At 44.8% G+C, this 20,692-nt stretch carries 14 protein-coding genes; 10 read left to right on the top strand and 4 right to left on the bottom strand.

The features are described 5' to 3' along the window. Nucleotides 1-36 precede the first annotated feature (36 nt). Both QUA27_RS14010 and QUA27_RS14005 read right to left on the bottom strand, forming a co-directional pair. Nucleotides 37-483 carry a hypothetical protein gene (locus QUA27_RS14010; protein WP_333068620.1) on the bottom strand — a complete coding sequence of 149 codons (447 nt, stop codon included), beginning with the start codon at nucleotides 481-483 and terminating at the stop codon, nucleotides 37-39. 366 nt (nucleotides 484-849) lie between these two features. Next, nucleotides 850-1,620, bottom strand: a complete 771-nt coding sequence (locus tag QUA27_RS14005; RefSeq protein ID WP_333068619.1) for a hypothetical protein — start codon at nucleotides 1,618-1,620, stop codon at nucleotides 850-852. Between the two features lie 953 nt (nucleotides 1,621-2,573). Here QUA27_RS14005 and QUA27_RS14000 point away from each other — a divergent pair. From QUA27_RS14000 to QUA27_RS13980, 5 genes are all read left to right on the top strand, one after another. Beyond that, the gene (locus tag QUA27_RS14000) at nucleotides 2,574-3,272 is read left to right on the top strand and encodes a class I SAM-dependent methyltransferase (protein ID WP_333068618.1); all 699 of its coding nucleotides are present in this window, start codon (nucleotides 2,574-2,576) and stop codon (nucleotides 3,270-3,272) included. A 223-nt stretch (nucleotides 3,273-3,495) separates the two neighbouring features. Next, nucleotides 3,496-4,122, top strand: coding sequence for a 7-carboxy-7-deazaguanine synthase QueE (locus tag QUA27_RS13995; RefSeq protein WP_333068617.1), 627 nt, complete (start codon nucleotides 3,496-3,498; stop codon nucleotides 4,120-4,122). 121 nt (nucleotides 4,123-4,243) lie between these two features. Beyond that, on the top strand, nucleotides 4,244-4,687 hold the full coding sequence (locus tag QUA27_RS13990) for a retroviral-like aspartic protease family protein (RefSeq protein ID WP_333068641.1): 444 nt from the start codon (nucleotides 4,244-4,246) through the stop codon (nucleotides 4,685-4,687). A gap of 73 nt (nucleotides 4,688-4,760) precedes the next feature. Next, nucleotides 4,761-7,721 carry an excinuclease ABC subunit UvrA gene (gene uvrA, locus QUA27_RS13985; protein WP_333068616.1) on the top strand — a complete coding sequence of 987 codons (2,961 nt, stop codon included), beginning with the start codon at nucleotides 4,761-4,763 and terminating at the stop codon, nucleotides 7,719-7,721. 272 nt (nucleotides 7,722-7,993) lie between these two features. Further along, on the top strand, nucleotides 7,994-8,521 hold the full coding sequence (locus tag QUA27_RS13980) for a DUF6429 family protein (RefSeq protein WP_333068615.1): 528 nt from the start codon (nucleotides 7,994-7,996) through the stop codon (nucleotides 8,519-8,521). A 213-nt stretch (nucleotides 8,522-8,734) separates the two neighbouring features. On the opposite strand, the gene QUA27_RS13975 is transcribed toward QUA27_RS13980, so the two are convergent. Beyond that, nucleotides 8,735-9,229 carry a GAF domain-containing protein gene (locus QUA27_RS13975; protein ID WP_333068614.1) on the bottom strand — a complete coding sequence of 165 codons (495 nt, stop codon included), beginning with the start codon at nucleotides 9,227-9,229 and terminating at the stop codon, nucleotides 8,735-8,737. 139 nt (nucleotides 9,230-9,368) lie between these two features. Here QUA27_RS13975 and QUA27_RS13970 point away from each other — a divergent pair, with 139 nt between their 5' ends. Both QUA27_RS13970 and QUA27_RS13965 read left to right on the top strand, forming a co-directional pair. Beyond that, complete coding sequence (locus QUA27_RS13970; protein WP_333068613.1) at nucleotides 9,369-9,491, top strand: hypothetical protein; 123 nt, start codon at nucleotides 9,369-9,371, stop codon at nucleotides 9,489-9,491. Between the two features lie 125 nt (nucleotides 9,492-9,616). After that, the gene (locus tag QUA27_RS13965; RefSeq protein ID WP_333068612.1) at nucleotides 9,617-10,489 is read left to right on the top strand and encodes an alpha/beta fold hydrolase; all 873 of its coding nucleotides are present in this window, start codon (nucleotides 9,617-9,619) and stop codon (nucleotides 10,487-10,489) included. Nucleotides 10,490-10,675: 186 nt separating this feature from the next. Here the strand turns inward: QUA27_RS13965 and QUA27_RS13960 are convergent, their stop codons facing one another. Continuing rightward, the gene (locus QUA27_RS13960; protein WP_333068611.1) at nucleotides 10,676-10,882 is read right to left on the bottom strand and encodes a pyridoxamine 5'-phosphate oxidase family protein; all 207 of its coding nucleotides are present in this window, start codon (nucleotides 10,880-10,882) and stop codon (nucleotides 10,676-10,678) included. A 1,056-nt stretch (nucleotides 10,883-11,938) separates the two neighbouring features. On the opposite strand from QUA27_RS13960, the gene QUA27_RS13955 reads away from it, so the two are divergent. From QUA27_RS13955 to QUA27_RS13945, 3 genes are all read left to right on the top strand, one after another. Next, nucleotides 11,939-13,165, top strand: coding sequence for an acyltransferase family protein (locus QUA27_RS13955; RefSeq protein WP_333068610.1), 1,227 nt, complete (start codon nucleotides 11,939-11,941; stop codon nucleotides 13,163-13,165). A 24-nt stretch (nucleotides 13,166-13,189) separates the two neighbouring features. Beyond that, nucleotides 13,190-14,632 (top strand): hypothetical protein, encoded by a 1,443-nt coding sequence (locus tag QUA27_RS13950; RefSeq protein ID WP_333068609.1) that lies wholly within the window; start codon nucleotides 13,190-13,192, stop codon nucleotides 14,630-14,632. A gap of 557 nt (nucleotides 14,633-15,189) precedes the next feature. Next, entirely contained in the window at nucleotides 15,190-20,682 is a 5,493-nt protein-coding gene (locus tag QUA27_RS13945; protein WP_333068608.1) for a response regulator, read from the top strand. The last annotated feature ends 10 nt before the right edge of the window (nucleotides 20,683-20,692 follow it).

Below are 20,692 nucleotides of genomic sequence, written 5' to 3'. Positions count from 1 at the left end.
TTTCGCGCGCTGAAACGCAACTACCAAGCACACAATCTAGATAATTCCCGGCCCTTTGCCGCGGGTGTCTTCATCCATTGTCAGTTTTCCTTCCTCGCCTTTTTTATCTTTTACTTCTGCGAGAATTCGAGCGCGTGCTGCGGCTTCAGCTTCTTCTTCTGCTCTCAAATCGCCCGGTTCGTTGATGTACATTTCCGGTTCGATCGCGTAATTGTTAACCAGACCTTCTTTGTCTACTGTATAACCATCTGTGGTGTGAATGCTTTCGTCATCGGTTTGGTCATCAGTTTTTGCACTTTTCTGCTTCCCTTCGGTGGTTGGGTGCATGAAATTAGCGCCTTCCCGTTCTTGCCGTGCTGCTGTCTCCGCAGGAGTAATGCCCCTGTCGTAGTGGGGGGCTTCCATATTGGCTTCGATTTGTTCGTCGGCAGGTGTTGATTTGCTAACTTCTTCTTTGGGGGGTATTGGTTGACGATTAGTCATGATTTATTCCTGGGTTATCTTTTCAAAAAGGTCTTTGCGCTATATTTAAATACTAGGTCAAAGCTAGCTCATTCACAAACTATCTTTGGTTATAGTTTAGGAAAAATTGCTGTTAGGGAAAATACCTTAATTGAGTCTTCCTGAAGACTGATAAAATTCGGTTTTTATTAAAATTTTAACTACCTGTGACTATTTGTCATCCATCTAAAGATAGGTAATTGACAAGTGGATGTTGAGGATGGGGAATTTGACTAATGACTAATGATAGCAGTTTAGAGCCAGAATTTTACGGTATGCCCGTTCTCAAGCCAGATAGTCATCAGTCCTTCCCAATTATTCAATTCTTGAATCTAAAATCATCTGAGTTTACGATTCTTTAAAGAAGCGGATGATTTCGCGGACGTGGTTGAGAAATTGTCCGTCATCGGTGAGTTGGGCGATCGCACTTTCTGCATCTCTTCTCAGTTTAGTGTGTTCTGCCTGATTTGTCGCTTGCAAAGATTGTAGAGATGCGGATACCGTAGTTAATTCTCTTCTGATAGCTTCCCGTTCCCGATTTTGGACAGCCACCCACGAATTCGGATTGTCTGAACTTAATTGATTGGTCAAGTCTGTAACTGTAGATTCTAACTTTGCAAAGCGGCTGCGGAGTTCGACAATATCTTCGCGGGGGTATAAAAATTGGCTGCGGATAGTTGTCAGCCGCTGGGCTAAATACTGATAACCTCGGATAGCTGGACGCAGTACAGTTAACAGCAGTGCAGCACCGGAACTGAGATAGCCAATAGCACTAATTCCGGCGGCGGCTAGGGCGTAAAGTGCGATCGCGCTAAACAGGTGAAGTGCGATCGCCGCAAAGAGCGATCGGCTAACTAATACAGTAACGTATTGGAGTTGTTCCCGATCGACAGCAATGTTTTTTTTAGTCGATTCTGCGGCTTGCGCTAAAACTTCTTTAGCTTCAAAATGGATATTCCAGGGAACTGTAACTATGAGCAACAGCCATTCAAAAATAGCAATGGCAATTACCCAATCAATAAAACTGCCCGCCGAGACGTGCAGCCATTGCAGAATGGCAAAAACTAGCAGCAAAAATATGCCTGTGACGGCACCAAAACCTGCGAAAGTGTAATACATAGCGATGCCTTGGTGGGATGTTGTTTTGATTTTGGGTAGCTTGTTTCGGTATGGAGGAATAAGCTGTGACAGTTAAGTAATCGTCCTATTAATCCCGGTTCCTTAGTTATGAGTAATAGTGCGGCTCAAAGGTTGCTACAAGCCTGGCTTTTGCCCACAAATACTTGCTCTACATGAATCGTGGAATGTTATTTTGATTGTGGGTAGCTTGTTTAGGTATGGAGGAATAAGCTGTGACAGTTAAGTAATCGTCCTATGAAACTCAGTTTGTTAGTGAATAGTAATACTCTGAGACATCAGGATTTCCCGACTCCTGGTTTGTTTCAGGAAAATTAATCGGCTTTAACCCATCAATAAGACTTAAAGGAAACGGTTTGTTTTTTGGGAGTGCATAAGTCCTCAATAATTAGTCATTCGGGATTAAGTAGAGCGACACGAAAAAACTTAAAAATGTAACAAAATGTAAATGAACCACAACCTCTGGGATTGCTTCATTCCACTGGCAATGACATACTTATGTTTTTCGCAGTTTGTCTACTTCGCGATCGGGATGAAGTCACTTTCTCCCCAACTCATACCATTTGAGATTTATTTGAGATGTGAGATGGGCCATAGCTCATTATGTATGGGTTTGCAGCTTGTCTACCGTTGCATTAATCTTTTGAACTCGTATCACTAACGGCGTTACACAGTCCTAGAAAAGCAGGAATCTCAAAACGCTCCCCTCTTCCATTTTTCTTTTCCAGAGCTGCTAAATCACCTGTAGCTGAGATAAACTGATTTGGAAGTAGATCGCGCGTTTTGCAAGTTGGCTCTGTGTAACCGAGACACTGCTACTGCAACCTGTCATCAGCCACAGCAAAATAGGTGCCAAAATTAACTCTACAGTCTCCGATTTCCATTAACAGCGCATCTATAATCTAAAATCAAAAGTCAGCAGCAAGGACAAACCGATGGCGAACTCAACTCTTGGCTTAGAAAATCAACTTTACGATTATCTGTTATCTATTTCTCTGCGGGAACCCGATATTCTCGCTTCACTACGGGAAGAAACTGGTAAACATCCTATGGCCCAGATGCAGATTGCTCCCGAACAAGGTCAGTTTATGGAGCTCGTGGTGCAGCTTATGGGAGCGACAAAAACCTTAGAAATTGGCGTTTTTACTGGTTATAGCTCGCTGTGCGTAGCTTTGGCGCTGCCTTCAAACGGTCAGATTATTGCCTGCGATGTCAGCGAGGAATATACTGCGATCGCACGACGGTATTGGGAAGCTGCGGGCGTTGCTAATAAGATTTCTTTGCAGTTGGGTCCAGCAATAAATACTCTCGACAAACTAATAGCCGAGGGACAAGCTGGAACCTTTGATTTTGCCTTCATCGACGCTGATAAAGAAAATTATGAGGCTTATTTTGAGCGATCGCTCCAACTTGTACGCAATGGCGGTTTAATTGTTATTGACAATGTTCTGTGGTCTGGACGAGTTGCTGACCCTCAAGTACAAGACGAAAGCACCACCGCCATTCGTACTTTTAACGACAAATTGCGTAACGATCCCAGAGTTACTCTCAGTGTTGTCCCCATTGCTGACGGACTGACTTTGGCATTGAAACGCCGCTGGGCTACCATGATGGAACCGGAACAGGATAATTAAAGAGTTATTTGCGGTTTGTGGTGAATTTCTAAGGACTCATACAAAAGCTATGAAGAAACCCAATTTCTGAGTCAAGCTTCTGGGATAAAACAGATAAATTTTTTTCATAAACCCCGTTTATGCGTCCATGACAGTTTTTAATTGCTGCAAACCGCGAAGAAATAACAATTTAAGAATATTATATATAAACAACGTAATTAATTGATTTGAGGCGTAACTTCGGGTGTCTAATTTACAACTAAAATTACCAATTCACGAAACTTTTCAGTGTACTGTTCAAGGCGAAGGTTACTGGACGGGGACTTTAGTTGATTTTATCAGATTGGCCGGTTGCCCTGTGCGCTGTCCTTGGTGTGATACAGGCTACGCAAATGGGGGCAAAGGTTTGCCGTCTGTACCGCAGTCGATCGCACAATTGCTCGCTCAATTGCAGTCTCCGAGGGTTGTCATTACTGGCGGCGAACCTTTCATTCACCGCGATTTGCCTGAGTTAGTTGAAGCTTTGCTAGAAGCTGATAAGCAGGTGAGTATTGAAACTTCGGGTGCTTGCTGGCAGGATGTTTCTCCGCAGGCTTGGATTACTCTTTCTCCGAAGGAACACGTCAATCCTCAATATCCGGTGCAAGAGCTTTTTTGGACTAGAGCAAATGAAATTAAGTTAGTGATTAGCACTGGCGAAGAAGTTGATTTTTATCACAAGCATTTGGCCAATAATGTGAATGTTCCGGTTTTTTTGCAACCAGAATGGAACTCGAAAGATTCAGCGATCGCCATTATCTTAGAATTGCTGAAACAAAATCCTAGTTACAGGTTGTCTTTGCAAACTCATAAGTTTATTGGCGTGCAATAATTAGATAAATTAGTCAGAGATTTTCGTCAAGTTGGCGGTGGAGAATGGGGAGTCCATCGCCTTACAATATGTGGAAATATGTGCTAAAATTAAAGCATTAATTTATTGTATTATGAAAGTTATGCAAGCAGCTACTGAAAATCAAATGGGAAAAGTTATCACAACCCTAGTAATTACGAATCGGCTGGATGAAGGGAAAGCCCAAGATAATCTGATTCCAATCGAGGAACTGAGGTCTGTTACTCTAGAAAATGTTTTAGTGGATACGGGCGCGACTACTTTGTGTTTGCCTAAAGATGTCATCGCCAGACTGGGTTTGAAAATCCTCAAGCAAGTAGTTGTGGAAACTGCCACGGGTATTAGTGAGGCGAGGATTTTTCAAGATGCCAAGATTTCTCTGTGCGGGCGCGAAGGGACTTTTGAGTGTTGGGAATTGCCAGAGGGGAAAACCCCACTTTTAGGCGTGATTCCGATGGAAGCGCTGGGAATTGAAGTGGATTTGAAGCATCAAAGTTTGAAGGTTTTGCCCGACGGGCCGACGGAAACTTATTTGACAATTCTTTGATATTCTTGAGTTTGGATGCCAGCTATTCGATCTGCAGCGCTAAGATGGTTAAGCACTGTTTTGCACTACTCTCATGTCCCAACGCGCCGAAACCTCAAACAGCCAGCCAAGTGCATCCCGCAACGGGCATAATGTGACGAATTCTCACTCTAACAACCAAAATACGATTCGGGTTCGCGGTGCGAGACAGCACAACCTGAAAAATATCGATCTGGAACTGCCGCGCGATCGCCTGATAGTTTTTACGGGTGTCTCCGGTTCTGGTAAGTCTTCCCTCGCTTTCGATACAATTTTTGCTGAGGGACAGCGCCGCTACGTGGAGTCTCTCAGCGCCTACGCGCGCCAGTTTTTGGGACAGTTGGACAAACCGGATGTGGACGCGATCGAAGGCTTGAGTCCGGCTATTTCGATCGACCAAAAGTCAACTTCTCACAACCCGCGATCGACTGTCGGCACTGTTACAGAAATTTACGATTATCTCAGATTGCTATACGGCAGAGCCGGCGAACCGCACTGTCCGATTTGCGATCGCTGCATTGCGCCGCAGACAATTGATGAAATGTGCGATCGAGTCATGGCACTTCCAGACGGCACTCGCTTTCACATTCTGGCACCAGTTGTGCGCGGAAAAAAAGGCACTCACCGCAAATTATTGTCGAGTTTAGCTGCGGAAGGATTTATTCGCGTCAAAGTTAACGGAGAAATTTTAGAACTTTCGGAAAATATCGAATTAGATAAAAATCATACGCACAATATCGAGATAGTTGTCGATCGGTTAATTAAAAAACCCGGTTTAGAAGAACGTTTAGTTGATTCTCTGGCAACTTGTTTGCGCCATTCTGAGGGAATTGCGATTATTGAAGAGTTACCGAGTGAAGAAAATTCCCAACCACAGGGGCCGATCGTATTTTCCGAAAACTTTGCTTGTCCCGAACACGGGGCGGTAATGGAGGAACTTTCCCCTCGGTTATTTTCGTTTAATTCGCCTTACGGCGCGTGCCAAAACTGTCACGGTTTGGGGAGTTTGCGGGCTTTTGCGCCGGAGTTGGTAGTTCCCGACGAGAAAGCGCCTCTTTATTGTGCGATCGCGCCGTGGTCAGACAAAGATAATTCCTATTATCTCTCTTTGCTTTGCAGTATTGCTGATAGTTGTGGGTTTGATATCGACACTCCTTGGTATCGATTAAAGCCCGAACACCAGCGGGTGATTTTGTACGGCAATGAGCAAAAGCGCACCGCAGAAAGTAAAAAGCGCGACAGCAACACTGATTTTAGGAGAGATTTTAATGGCGTAATTTCCATGTTGCAGCGCCAGTACGACGATACTGGTTCTGATCTGATCAAGCAGAAGTTGGAACAGTATCGGGTCGATCGCTCTTGCGAGGTTTGTCACGGCAAGCGCTTGAAACCCGAAGCGCTTTCGGTGCGGTTGGGACAGTACGGAATTGTGGATTTAACCAGTATTTCGATTCGCGAATGCCGCGAACGAGTAAATAATTTGGGATTGAGCGATCGGCAATTCCAAATATCCGATTTAGCCCTGAGAGAAATCAAAGCAAGGCTGCAATTTTTGCTCGATGTCGGGTTAGATTACCTGACTTTAGACCGCGCCGCAATGACTCTTTCTGGCGGAGAAGCCCAGCGAATTCGGCTAGCGACTCAAATCGGTTCGGGTTTGACGGGTGTTCTGTACGTTTTGGACGAACCCAGCATCGGACTGCACCAAAGAGACAACTTTCGCCTGCTGCAAACCTTAACAAAATTGCGCGATTTAGGCAATACTTTGATTGTCGTAGAACACGATGAAGAAACCATGCGAGCGGCCGACCACATTGTTGATATCGGGCCCGGCGCCGGCGTTCACGGCGGTCAAATTATCTCGCAAGGAAGTTTAGCAGACTTGCTGGCAGCCGAGGAATCTTTGACCGGGGCTTATTTGTCGGGAAAGCGAGTAATTGAAACTCCTAATGAGAGGAGAAAAGGCAACGGCAAAGCTCTCTCAATCATAAATGCGACGCGCAACAATTTAAAAAATATCGATGTAGAAATTCCCTTGGGAAAACTCGTCTGCGTGACAGGCGTTTCCGGTTCTGGAAAATCCACTTTAATCAATGAATTGCTGTACCCGTCGCTACAACACTATATCACCAAAAAAGTGCCTTTACCACCCGATATGGACGCCCTCAAAACTAAAGGCGAACGCTCTCTAGAGGATGTGGTTGATAAGGTAATTGTAATTGACCAATCTCCCATCGGCCGCACTCCGCGCTCTAATCCCGCTACTTACACGGGAGTCTTTGACGTGATTCGGGATTTGTTTGCCGAAAGCATTGAAGCGAAGGCAAGAGGTTACAAAGCGGGGCAGTTTTCTTTTAATGTGAAAGGGGGAAGGTGCGAAGCTTGCGGCGGCCAAGGCGTGAACGTGATTTCGATGAATTTTCTGCCCGATGTTTACGTGCAGTGTGAGGTTTGCAAGGGTGCAAGGTACAACCGGGAAACGCTGCAAGTTAAGTACAAAGGCAAGTCGATTTCTGATGTTTTGAACATGACCGTAGAGGAATCTTTGGAAATGTTTAAAAATATTCCCAGGGCGGGCGCTAGACTGCAAACTTTGGTTGATGTTGGTTTGGGTTACATTCAGTTGGGACAGCCGGCGCCGACGCTTTCTGGGGGGGAAGCGCAGCGGGTAAAATTGGCAACGGAACTGTCGCGCCGCGCTACTGGGAAGACGCTTTATTTGATCGATGAACCGACGACGGGTTTGTCGTTTTATGATGTTCACCATTTGTTAAATGTGCTGCAAAGATTAGTGGATAAGGGGAATTCAATTTTGGTAATCGAACACAATTTAGATGTAATTCGGTGCTGCGATTGGGCGATCGATTTGGGGCCTGAAGGGGGAGATAAGGGCGGCGAAATTATTGTGGCCGGGACGCCGGAGGAGGTGGCGGCAAATCAGAGGTCTTATACTGGGAAGTATTTGCAAGCTGTTTTGCAGCAGCATCCTTTGGGGGAGGCGGTAGCCGTTAGTTAATACTAACAGGAATTACGAAATTTTCATAATTAGTAAGGTGCGTCAGATATTTAAACCTTCAATAATTGTTTAAGAAACTCACCTGACGCACCCTACAATTAAAATACTGCGTCCGGTAAGCGTGAACGTTATCTCGCTTGGTTTCTGAGTTGGGACAGTAGACAACACAAAGCGATCGCCAAAATTGCAAAGCAACAACGATTGGCAAATTCAGAATAGGAACTGGCAAAAAAACAGCAGACGTTCAAGAAATCAAGGAAAGAGAGCGCTCTATGGCTAAACCTTTCAAACCAGAAACTCGAAATTATTGTAATTGGTCTGTAACCATTTATGTTGGCTCAGAAGCAGTAGGGTTTTATACAAAGTGTATTTCGCCCAATGGTACTATTTTATGTACAGAAATCTGTAATGACAAAGGGTCTGCTTGGCAACAGGGTTACAGCCTTGTAGCTCGTGCAATTAAAGAAGAACGAACTAATCTATACAATAGGATTGCTATACCTCTGACACTTGCGTTATTATATGTATCTGGAGCGGATGAGAAATACGAGTTAGCTCATCAATCTCGGTTTAGAGGCAGACGTGCTGGGAAGGGACATGATTTTGAAATTTTGGATCTTCTGACTGAAGATGGTCTATTAGAGGAGCAACGTAATCCTCAGCAAATTAAATCAGTAGTTTTGACAGCAAAAGGTATTAAACAAGCAAGGCACATTCTGAAAAATTTGAATTTAGAGGGTATTGAAGAGTTTCTTCAGACTCAGGAAAATCGCGACGATTTAATCGATGGATTAGAATAAGATAAAGAGCACTTCGCTGATGAAAAGTAAGAACTCGCTACAAACCCCGCTTAACCAAAGAATGCGATTATGACAAGATCTCCTCTCAGTAAAGGTTTTGAAAAGTTAGATGGATATCGGGCTAGATAGGGGCAAGATTCTGGTTGGTTGGTAATTTTATATCGCACAGACAATTCACCCCAACTGCCATAAAGCGAAATTTTCGATGAAAGATTAACTATCTTGAATTGTAGGAGAAAGTGCCATATTTTGGGCTTCTCTTTGCATGAATTCAATGTCCGATCGCGACCAAGTGCGGGGCCCGCTGCACTGATGAGCAATTAACAGCCCCCACAGTCCTTTGTTTGTTAAAATTGGCACGACTAAATTGGCGCGAACTTTCAGGCTACGCAGAAAATCTCGGTGGCATGGGTTAATTGGTTCTACTTCAATATCTGTAATTGCTCTAACTCTGCCGGCTTCGTACAAAGCAGCGTATTCGTGGTTAAAACATTCGTCTGGCCCTGTTGAACCCAAGATTGAGAGTTCGATCGCACTCAACATCTCGTAAGTCACTCGGCCTTGCCATTGCGTGTAAAAATGATAAAGCACCGCGCGATCGCTCTGTAAAATTTCTCGAATGTCGTAGAGGGATTTTTCAACTAATACATCGCGCTTTAGACGATCTGTCAAGCGGTTAACAATGTTTTGCAGCCGATCGCCCGACATAGTATTAACTCCTTTTATTCCTAGTACACTCGCCAGATATTAATTATTGAACAGGCACCATCACAAGACCTCAAATTATTGCGCCTCTGGATTTTCGCGCGCTCAAAAATAAGTAATTTTTGGCTTAACAGTTGTCTGGATGGCAGCAACATTATACTATTATTTGGACAGAGATAGCAATCTTTTTGGGCAACCGGCGATCGCGTCGGACCCCGCAAGCTACGGCTTTTTTGGCGCGAAGAACCACCAGCGGGACGCCTGATCCACAAATGAAGAGAAAAGGAAGAGTTTACAAGTGCTGGGAGAATTGCTAGATCTGCCTAAAGTTGGTTCCTCTCAAACAGAGTAACTGCTAGGCTATTTCTAAAGCTAAAGAAAGCATTAAATATGTCTGTGCTAGAAGCTGCTTGGAAACACGAATTTATCCCTACGAACGGCATCAAACTGCACTATGTCACTCAAGGTTCTGGGCCGCTGATGCTGATGCTGCACGGATTTCCTGAATTTTGGTATTCTTGGCGACATCAAATCCCAGAATTTGCATCAGATTATAAAGTAGTCGCTGTAGATCTCAGGGGTTACAACGACAGCGACAAACCTCAGGATAAATCTGCTTACGTGATGTCAGAGTTTGTCCAAGATGTCAAGGGAATTATTCAGGGTTTGGGATATGAAAGTTGCGTCTTAGTTGGTCACGACTGGGGAGGCGCGATCGCCTGGAATTTTGCTTATGCTTATCCCCAAATGGTGGATAAATTAATTGTGATGAATCTACCGCATCCGGCAAAGTTTGCTGAAGGGTTACGCACTCCCCAACAATTGCTGAGAAGTTGGTACATCTTTTTGTTTCAGTTGCCAGTTTTGCCGGAGTTGTTAATTCAGTTGGGCGACTATCAGGCAATTTCGGCTGCTTTGGAAGGTATGGCAGTGGACCAAAGCACCTTTAGCCCCTCAGATATCGAAGCTTACAAAGATGCGGCTGCCAAACGGGGCGCTCTGACTGCTACTATCAATTATTACCGCAATATTGCTCGCGGATTTCTCGATCGCCAGAATTGGAGCGTGCTGCAAGTTCCCACGCTGATGATTTGGGGAGAAAATGATGTCGCCCTCGGCAAAGAGTTAACCTACGGAACCGCAGATTATGTCCGGGATTTTCAGATTCATTACATTCCTAATTGCAGCCACTGGGTGCAGCAGGAACAGCCGCAGTTAGTGAATCGGTACATGAGAGATTTTTTGGCAAGTAAGTTGATTTAATATCATATCCAGTTAGATCGGAACGCTACTGAATCTGGGAGTAGGACGATCGCGCTCTACTCGGAAAATTATTATTCCCATGCCAGCATAGACATTCACCGACTGCTGATGCCCTCCGTCGTGCGCCGGCTCATTTCGCTAGGGTCAATGCGGTAGATTGCAATTACCTCCGCACGTCCCAGGGAGTCAATCTAGGTGGGATTGATGCCGGGTGAAAGTGTGGGGTTTTGTTCTTTGACTCATTGATTGCATCGCGCGATGATCGATGTCTGGCTGTTCCGTGAGGCGTTCTGCTCGCCCGTTCACCACAACGCTGCGCCAGTGTTGGAAATCGCCGACTTCTTCCACTTGCAAACAGACTTCTGGATTGCTGTCTATATACTTCGTTTTCATCCCGACTGTTGTAAAAATGTATATGTCCGAATCTTAGAGATAATAGTGCATTGGCACAACGTAGGGATGCCCTTCAAATACACACCCTAGGTGTGCCTGTCCTAATTGCTGCAAAATTTATTTATTGTATTTTTATTGAACTCATTTCATCAATATCTAACATTGTTATACTCCTCTAAAACTTACTCTAGAGAAATCCATCGATGTTTTATGTTGCTTCACGAGTGGGGCTTTGGCTCTAATTATTGCGTTCTTGATGCGTCTGTTTTGTGGCTATAAACAAGTTTATAATTTTTAAAAAAAAACCGGGTTCGTCACAAATATCATCTACCTTTAGACCGAGATATTTTTTGGGAACACTTGTATGATTTGGGAAATAAACCCTCGGCAATTGCTGAGGGCTTAATGTTTTTTTTAAAGGGCGATCGTCTAATTAATTAATAAAAACGTTTTTTCCTAACGGGACTTAAACAAATTTTCAGCCCAGATAAAACCCACACTCGCTTTATTAGCAACTTGGGCGTCCATGTTTTCTTGTTACCAGCGAACAAAACGCGATCGTCCCTTGGAATTCTCTGAGACTAGATATAATCCGTGCTCAAAAAACATCGCCGCATAACCACAGCGCGCAATTTAGGGATGGTTCACGCTGCGGTTATGTGGCAAATTCGAGCGTGATGACCCGCCTCTGGCGTGACTGCCAAGCCTGGTCTATAACTCCCTCAAACGCTTGAAATATCGTAGTTTGTGGGTGTACCCTGCCCTCATAGCGTATTGGTGCGATCGATCGGCTTGACCTCATCGTACCGGCTGGCGATCGGCAATAAACCTAGTTTATGCTTAATCACCTGTTAAAAGAATCAGATTTAACGATCGCAGCCTTCGATATTTCAAGGGTTTGAGGGTCTTCTTCACCACCTTGACAGGGCTGGGGCTTATAACATACAGTAGAATTTTTGCCGCAGCATCCTAAGAGCGATCGAGTACGTCCTAAGCTTGACATTGTAAATATTTTGACTGTTGCTATAAGTTTGAGTTAAACGGATATTTTTATTGATGAAGTATAATCGATTTCAAGAATTAGATATGATGAGAGGCTTTGCTGCCTGCTGGGTAGTGGGGGTTCATTTTTGGTATTTCAATTTCTTGCCTCCTTTTTTTGGATACAGCCACTTTTTCGAGTATGCAAAAGTAGTAGGTCCAGCCTCGACGATTTCTAAGTTTTTTCCCCTAGCATTTAATAGTGTAGGCAATATAGTTTTTGATTTGCTGAATATATTTTTCTTGCTTGGATATCAGGGAGTTCATATATTTTTTATTCTCAGTGGTTTTGGACTGGCTTATTCAAGAATTTTAAAACCTGATGAAAGGTGGATAAATTTTATGAGAAAAAAAATCATCCGGCTCTACCCTACCTACTGGATACTTTTAGCCATATCTTTGATAATTCCTCGGTTAAGAGCGGATTTATTTTATGGCTATTTTGATTGGTGGTCATTTTGGAGAAGTTGGATAATTCTCGATAAAGCCATACCGTTTTCTTGGTTTATGTTTCCCCTGATTCAATTTTATTTGTGTTTCTTTTTTATATTTAATTTTTTAGCAAAATTTTCTACTAAACAGTTTATATTAACTTCTTTTTCCCTTAAAGTTACCTATACATTTTTAGTTTTACTGTTAGGATTTAACCTGTTTGAACCAATACTGGGTGACATGACTTATCCCGGATATTTGGCGATTTCAAGGTTGTTTGAGTTTAGTTTAGGAATGGCAATGGCGAAGATTTATGCAAGTAATCCTACTCTATTAATTAATTACCTAACTAAGCCAGTCACAATAGCCCTAGGAATTATTTCTGAAATATTAGGTATTCTGGGTTCCTTCACCTTTCCAAATGCACTAAATTTTTCAGGTGTAATCATACCGATTGGACTGTCTTTTTATGATGCTTTTATTGGATTTGGCATATTTGTAATAATTTTTAATATTTGTAGAAATTTAATAATGTTTTCTGACTTAATAACGAGATTTATAACATGGATTTCTAATATTTCCTATGAACTATATTTGACGCAGTTTATCGGGCTAATTGTTATACCGAAATATTTTACTGTGGTTGTTCGAGGTGAACCTTCTCTTTTGACTGCTACCCGTGCTATTTTACTTTATGTATTAATTATTGAAATTGGTATAGTTAATGCTTTTTTATTACAACAGCTAACAAACTCGATCGCCCGTCGACTGAGATTAGCGATGGGTCTGTTTACCTCGGGCATAAAATAACCTAAATTAGTATTTAATAATCACGTGTTATCAAAAAATAGAATTCTGAATTTGTTTCTAGGACTTTTAATTGCCCTCAGCCTAGAGTTGTTCATCGGAACGACAACTTTTGCTCAAAACATCGAAACAATTAAAATTTCCGGTACTGCTGCAGGTGTTAGCACTCGCTACATCGGTGCAGTCGAAGGCAATATCAATTTCGACATCAAAGATTTGCAAGATTTGGGAATTAATACCTACCGCATTTACGGCGGGATGTCCCGGTGGGAACCCGAAGACGACGACGGTCAATACGGTTGGCCGTCTATTGACGAAATTAAGACAAATCCCAATATAATTAATTGGGCGCACTGGGATCAGATTATGACTAATCCGCCCCAGGGTAGCGATTATTGGTGGTCGGGACAACCCGGTACTGTTTGGCAAGGCAATGCCAGAACGATTTTTAATACTCTAAAAGAAGCAAATATTCGTCCGGTTGTCAGTATTCGTAATGTTGATAGTAGCTGGCGGCCGAGTTGGGCGCTGCAACTGAATCCGCCGCGCACAGGAGAAGATTGGAATGAGTGGTGGGAACACGTTTTTGCTACGGTTTATTGGCTGAATGTTCGCAATGATTACCGCGTTGATGATTGGGAAATTCACAACGAACCGGATAATCGCGATCAGGGTTGGGGCGGGACTAGGGCTGACTATTTTGAATTGGTTAAGGTGGCAAAAGATGCGATCGACTTTGTTTACCAAACTTATTTGCCTTCGCGCACTTACCGCATCCACGGCCCGAAAACCGTAGGCGGCAGCAATTGGCCGGCTAGTGCTTTGCAGGAAATACCGAATTATTTCGATACAGTCAATGTCCACAACTACGATGCAGATATTTCTAACTACACCCGCAAAGTGCGCGGCTGGATGAACGGTACTGTCCGCGCTAACTCGCAGCTTTGGGTAGGAGAATGGGGAACTTACGAGATTAGCTACGGCGATTTATCTTTAGCTTTAAATTTGATTAAGAATTTGATTCGAGGTTCCCAACCGGGGGATAATTATATTTACGGCAGTCACATATTCTGTTTGTACGACTGGGGTAAGCAGGGACTGGCGGAAGGTTTGCTAGGTGATGAGGGAAAACGGCGCGCGGGCTACTATGCTTTGCGGATGGGAATTAGGGCATTGCAGGGCGGAAAAACTACATTTTTTCCTATCATTAACAGTTCGGATTTAATGGCAGTTGCAACTCTTGATGCTAGCAAGAATGTTTACTTGCTGGTTGTCAATGACCGAGCAACATCTTACACTGTTAATGCTGATATTTCGGAGCTGATAAAAACTGCTAATGGCACGGTGCGGGAGTTCAGTTCTAAAACAATGGATGAGGTTGTTGGTAGCTTAAGGCTCAAGGGCGGAAATGCGAGTTTTGCACTGGCGGGGAACAGCGCTATTCTCATCAAGTTCGATCGCCAGAATTGAAGCTCAAATCCTCTGGGCCATAATTGAGATAAGATAGAATTAGTTATGCTCAGAATTATTTATTTTCTGCCTATTTGGCCATCGAACCCTCGAACCCTCGAACCCTCGAACCCTCGAACCCCTAATTGCACAGTTGCCATAGCTAAGTCGTCCTGTTGTGATTCCCCTCCTGTCGCTGGTAAATTGGTAGCGTGCAGGTATCTTGCCTCAAACAGAATCCGAGCGAGAGTTCCGTTGAGGGGCAGAAAGTAGGGTGCAGTCTAGACAATCGCAGAAATTCTTGCTCGTAAACCCGCAGCAGTTAGGCTAGGCGAGGAATTACCCGCCCGCCTTCATCTGGGCCCTCTGGCAGATAGCATTGGTTCTGAAAGTCAGAAGCCGTCAATTATCAGGATATGGCACGGAATTAATTTTAAATGCCAAGATGCTGGAAGTAGGGGTGAGTTTAATCGTACAGAAACTTTGAGCGCGCTTGGAAATCTCGCGGGCAAAGCCTCTCAATCAATCTGCTGCTTGCGATCGGGTTTTTCCAACAAATATCACTTTTATGCCCCCTGATGTTTATTCCCTCCCTCAGTCAGGTCATCAACCGCAATCCCCTCACCGTCACCCCTGAGACGCCCGTAGAAAAGGCGATCGAGCTGATGAGTAGCACAGGAGCCAGTTACGTCCTCGTGGTAGAACCGCGCGGGCATTCTCAACTCGGAAATCCCACGAACGGCACTTCCCTACAATTGCGGGAACAGTCGGGTTTCTACAACGGTGTACCGCGTGCGGTACAGGCAGGAGGCAACGGGCTGCGTCTCAACGGCTCAAAGGCTCCCTATGCGGGTGGGCAGACAGTGCTGGGGATTTTTACAGCGCGAGATATCGTACAGCTAAATTCGATCGGCGCTGCTTTGAGGGGATTTGCGATCGAGCAAATCATGATCAGAACCGTAACTGTAGCCCGAGAATCGGAAATTCCCGACTTTTTTGCCTTAGCAAATCTGCTAGAGAAAAATCAGATCGGCCATTTGCCCGTAGTCAGCGACACTGAAGAACTTGTCGGTTTAATTAGCTCTCAAAGCTTGGTGCAAATGTTGCAGGGAATTGGGGAAGCGACACCAAAAGCAATTAGCAGCGCTTCGCCACCTGCGGCTTTCGCGTTCCCTCCGCCACTGCCAATTCTGAATCAGAAATTAGAGCTACCCGCAAGTTTAATTAAACTTTATCAAATCCCTCAAATCGCAGGATCGCGAATAATTCACGCTCCTTCTAATTCTTCGGTTCGCTATTTGGCGCAACTGATGTTTAGACACAATGTTAGTTATGTATTAATCACTGAAACCCCCGATCAACACTCGACTGGTGCTGCTCATAATTCCAAATTTACAAATCCCAACCTTCACAAACTGGTTGGGGTGGTAAGTTCGCGGGATATTGTACAGTTGCAGGCGCTGGGAAGAGACTCTAACAAAATTAAAGCCGGAGCAATTTGCAGCAGTTCGCCGCCGCTGGTGCGATCGCACTCTACCCTCGAAGCAGCCGTCGCGCTGCTGCAAAAACACTACTGCCAGTTGCCTTTATTAGTCATCAACGAAACAAATCACCCGATCGGGATTATCAATCCTAAAACTATCCTTTTACAAGCGCTTGATTCAAAATCTCTGCATTCTGGCTTGATCGCTTTGCAGCGCCAGCTAGAATCTAGCAACGCTCAATACAAAAAACTCTCTGCAGAAATACAGCGGACAGCAGCAAATAGCCACGAGGTGGCTGAAATTTCTCACCACAGTTTCGTAGAGCGGTCAAATCTCCCCCCTGCAGTCAACAATCAGGGGATTTGGGACTGGAATCTCGAAACAGATGAGTTTTTTTATTCGGCGCGGTGGCAAGAAATGCTGGGCTACCAAGAAGGGGAAATCTCGAATCGCCGATCGGAATGGTGGAGTCGCATCCACCGAGATGATATTGACTCCGTAAAGGCAGCTTTAGAAGAACACTTCGCCCAAAAGACACCGGATTTTGCAGCAGAATATCGGATGTACTGTAAAGACGGCAGCACTGTCTGGGTGCTGAACCGGGGTCAAGTTTTACGCAGCGCTACTGGCAAACCGCTGCGGGTAGTAGGAACTCATACAGATATTACTCTAAACAAGGAGTTTGAAGTCAAAAACCGCGATCGCGATCGAGAACAATTCCATCTATTTGACTCTTTGAAAGCAACAGTAATTTTCCACATAGATGCGGCGGGAGTTTGGAAATTTCTCAACCGCGCTTGGACGGAAATTACGAATTTTTCGGTTTCCGAAAGTTTGCAAACAAATTTTTTAGAGTGGGTGCATCCAGATGAGCGCGAACAATGTGCAAATTTATTGGAGTCTTTGCTGTCGGGGAAGTCGGAATTTGAACGACGAGAACTGCGATTTAAGTCCAAGTCGGTTTCGGGTAAAAACTCCTTGGGAATTCACAGTAATTCCGGCTTTGTTTCCGTGGAACTATTTGCCCAAGTCCGGCGGAATTCCCAAGGTGAAATAGCGGGAATTTTCGGGACTTTGCACGATGTCTGCAACCGCCTCGAAGGAGTTGAGGAACTGCGGGAAAGTGAGCGGGCAATTCGATCGCTCTACGAGGTAATGGTGAGCTCGGAAGGCTCTTTTGACGATCGAACGATCCGGTTGCTGGCAATGGGCTGTAGTCAGTTTGGGATGGATATCGGGCTGTTGGGCAGGGTTTTGGGCGATCGCTACGAAGTGATTGCGGCTTATGTACCGGAAGATTTTCCCTTTGGATTTGCTAAAGGAGATGGTTTTGCTTTGAGCAGAACCTTTGAGCGAGAGGTTTTGCGATCGACCGAACCTATTTCTGTCGAATCAGCCGGCACTACTCAGTGGCGCAACCACCCCGCTTACAGCGTCCGCAAGTTGGAGGCTTTTGTGGGGACGAGGGTAATAGTGCAAGGGCGAATTTTTGGCACTTTGAGCTTTACTTCCCGCACCACTAAATCTCCTTTTAAACCGCTGAATTTTGAAATTTTAAAGCTGATGGGCAATTACATCGGCGCAGAAATTGCCCGCGAAGAGCGAGAGCGAACTTTGCAACGTCAGTACCAGCGCGTTTTACTACTCAAACAAATTACTCAAAAAGTGCGATCGACCTTAGACACTCAAGAAATTTTTCAAACTACCGCCACCCAAATCGGCCGCGTATTTGGTGTCAATCGCTGTACAATTCACACTTATCTTTCCGAACCTTATCCCCACCTTCCTTGCGTCGCGGAATACTTAGAACCCGGTCACGAATCGGCTTTAGATTTAGAACTTTCTGTCACTTATAACCCCTACACAGAAAAACTCCTCGCTGAGGATATAGCCCTGGCATCTCCCGATGTGTTTGCCGATCCTTTGCTGGAATCTTCGGGGCCAATGTGCCGCCGCATCGGATTAAAATCTATGTTGGCTGTTCGCACTTCCTATCAAGGAGAACCAAATGGAATTATTACTTTGCACCAGTGCGATGCAACTCGCCAGTGGAATCCCGACGAAATTGAACTGTTAGAAGATGTTGCGGCTCAAGTTGGAATTACCTTAGCTCAAGCACAACTTTTAGAAACCGAAGTTCAGCGACAGCGACAGTTAGCCGAGCAAAATGAAGCTTTGGATCATGCACGACAAGCGGCGGAAGTTGCTAATAGAGCTAAGAGCGAATTTTTAGCGACTATGAGTCACGAAATCCGCACTCCGATGAATGCGGTCATCGGGATGACGGGCTTGCTGCTGGATATGGAACTAACTCCTGAACAGCGGGATTTTGTGGAGACAATTCGTACCAGCGGCGATGCTTTACTGACTATTATTAACGATATTTTAGACTTTTCCAAGATAGAATCTGGAAAATTGGATTTGGAACGCAGCCCCTTCGAGCTGCAAAACTGTATAGAAGAATCTCTGGAATTACTGGCTCCGAAAGCCTCAGAAAAAGGTTTAGAGCTGGCTTACTTTATTGATGATTCTGTTCCGAAAAACATTTTAGGAGATGTCACGAGGCTGCGTCAAATCTTGGTTAATCTGCTAGGAAATGCAGTTAAGTTTACAGAATCTGGAGAAATTATTGTTTGCTGTACGGCTAGGAAAATAGATCCCGTAGCTGCTAATAGTTCGCCGGAAATAATAAATATTCTAGACCCAAAACCGCTCGCAATTAACCGGGGAGAGTTGGCAAGTAGCAGACAATACGAGATTCAATTTGCTGTCCAAGATACGGGAATTGGCATTCCGCCAGACCGGATGGATCGCCTGTTTAAAGCTTTTTCGCAGGTGGATGCTTCGACAACGCGACATTACGGCGGGACGGGTTTGGGACTGGCTATCAGCCAGCGTTTGAGCGATATGATGGGGGGTACAATGTGGGTGGTCAGCCAGGTTACTCCGGGAAGTTCTAAGTCTCAACCGGGAGTTTCTGCGATCGGACAAAGTATCGCTGGAAGGTCGCCTGCAGAATTTACTCCGCCGTCGATATCGGGTTCGGGTTCGATTTTTTATTTCACGGTCACTGCTGAAGCGAATGACATCCGGGCTGAGGAAAAAAGGCCCGATTTTGCCGCTGGTAAGCGCTTGTTAATTGTTGAGCATCATGCCATTAATCGGCAAGTTTTGATCCGTCAGGCAGAGTCTTGGGGAATGATACCCGTGGCTGTAACTTCTGGTGCTGAGGCTTTGGAAATCATCAAAGGAAACTCGCCGCTCGATTTAGCTATTTTGGCTATGAATCTACCAGATATGGACGGTGTAGCTTTGGCTGTGGAGATTCGGAAATTTGAGCTGAACAATTTGTCCGGCGGCGACGGTCTAAATCCGAATGTCATCGTTAAAAACCCTCGCAAAATAGCACTACCTTTGGTGCTGTTTACTTATTTAAGTAAGGCGGAAGTTTGGAAAAAACTTGAAACTACAGAAGTACATTTTTCTGCTTTTTTAACTAAGCCTTTAAAACAGTCCCAGTTTTATAATGTGTTACTGCAAGTTTTTGGATATGTTACTGGCCGAAGCGGTAGGGGAGAAGTTTCAAATGTGGTGACTTTGACTTCGGGATTGAAGTATTTTGAAAATTCTCAAGAACAGCACCGCGTGCAGCGGACGCCTGCTGTTTTGAGGCAGGTTGCGGCGAATTCTGCCGGACAGGATGCAGCTAATTCTAGTCAGATTCGGATTTTGCTGGCTGAGGACAATGTGGTGAATCAAAAAGTCGCTACGCATTTACTCGACAGGATAGGATATCGGGCTGATATTGCAGCTAATGGGTTGGAGGTTTTGGAGGCGCTGAAGCGGCAATCTTACGATGTTGTGCTGATGGATGTGCAGATGCCGAACATGGATGGGTTGGAAGCGACGCGCCGCATTTGTCAGGAATGGCCTGCTAACAAGAAGCCGAGAATTATTGCGATGACTGCTAATGCGATGCAGGGCGATCGCGAAAAGTGTCTGGAAGCAGGTATGGACGATTATATTACTAAGCCGGTACGCCGGGAAGAGTTGGCGATCGCCTTGAGCAAGTGCTCACCTCTGATTCGGGATGAATTGGATGCGGTTACTGAGCAAAACAATCAAGATATTTCCGATCAAGTTGACACTGATGCTGGGGCATCTTCGAGCGTTCAACCGGGAGCTGATTCGCCGATTGATTTTCATATTTTGCAAAATCTCCGCGAGCTAGATGATGATGAAGACCCAGATTTTTTGGGGGAGCTGATTAAGATATATTTGGTAGATGCACCGCAACATTTAGAAACTATTAAGGAGGCTATTTTTCTCGGCGATGCTGATAGTTTGAAGCTGGCTTCTCACACGCTCAAGTCGAGCAGCGCCAATTTAGGAGCGGTGTCTTTTTCTGCTGTTTGCAAGGAGTTGGAGTATATGGGCCGCGTGGCGGTTGAGTCTGGAGGGGAACAGGTTTTTGATGTGAGTACGGCGCGCGATCGCCTGTTGGAAGCTCAAGCGGAGTGGGAAAAGGTGCGGGCGGCTTTTGAAAGGGAATTGGAAACGGGGAAGTTGCGATCGCAAATAGGGTAATTTGTTATAT

It is taken from the genome of Microcoleus harperi Pol14_C6 (assembly GCF_036701295.1).
In the GTDB taxonomy this organism is placed as follows: domain Bacteria; phylum Cyanobacteriota; class Cyanobacteriia; order Cyanobacteriales; family Microcoleaceae; genus Microcoleus.
This window is presented reverse-complemented; position numbering and strand designations above follow the sequence as displayed.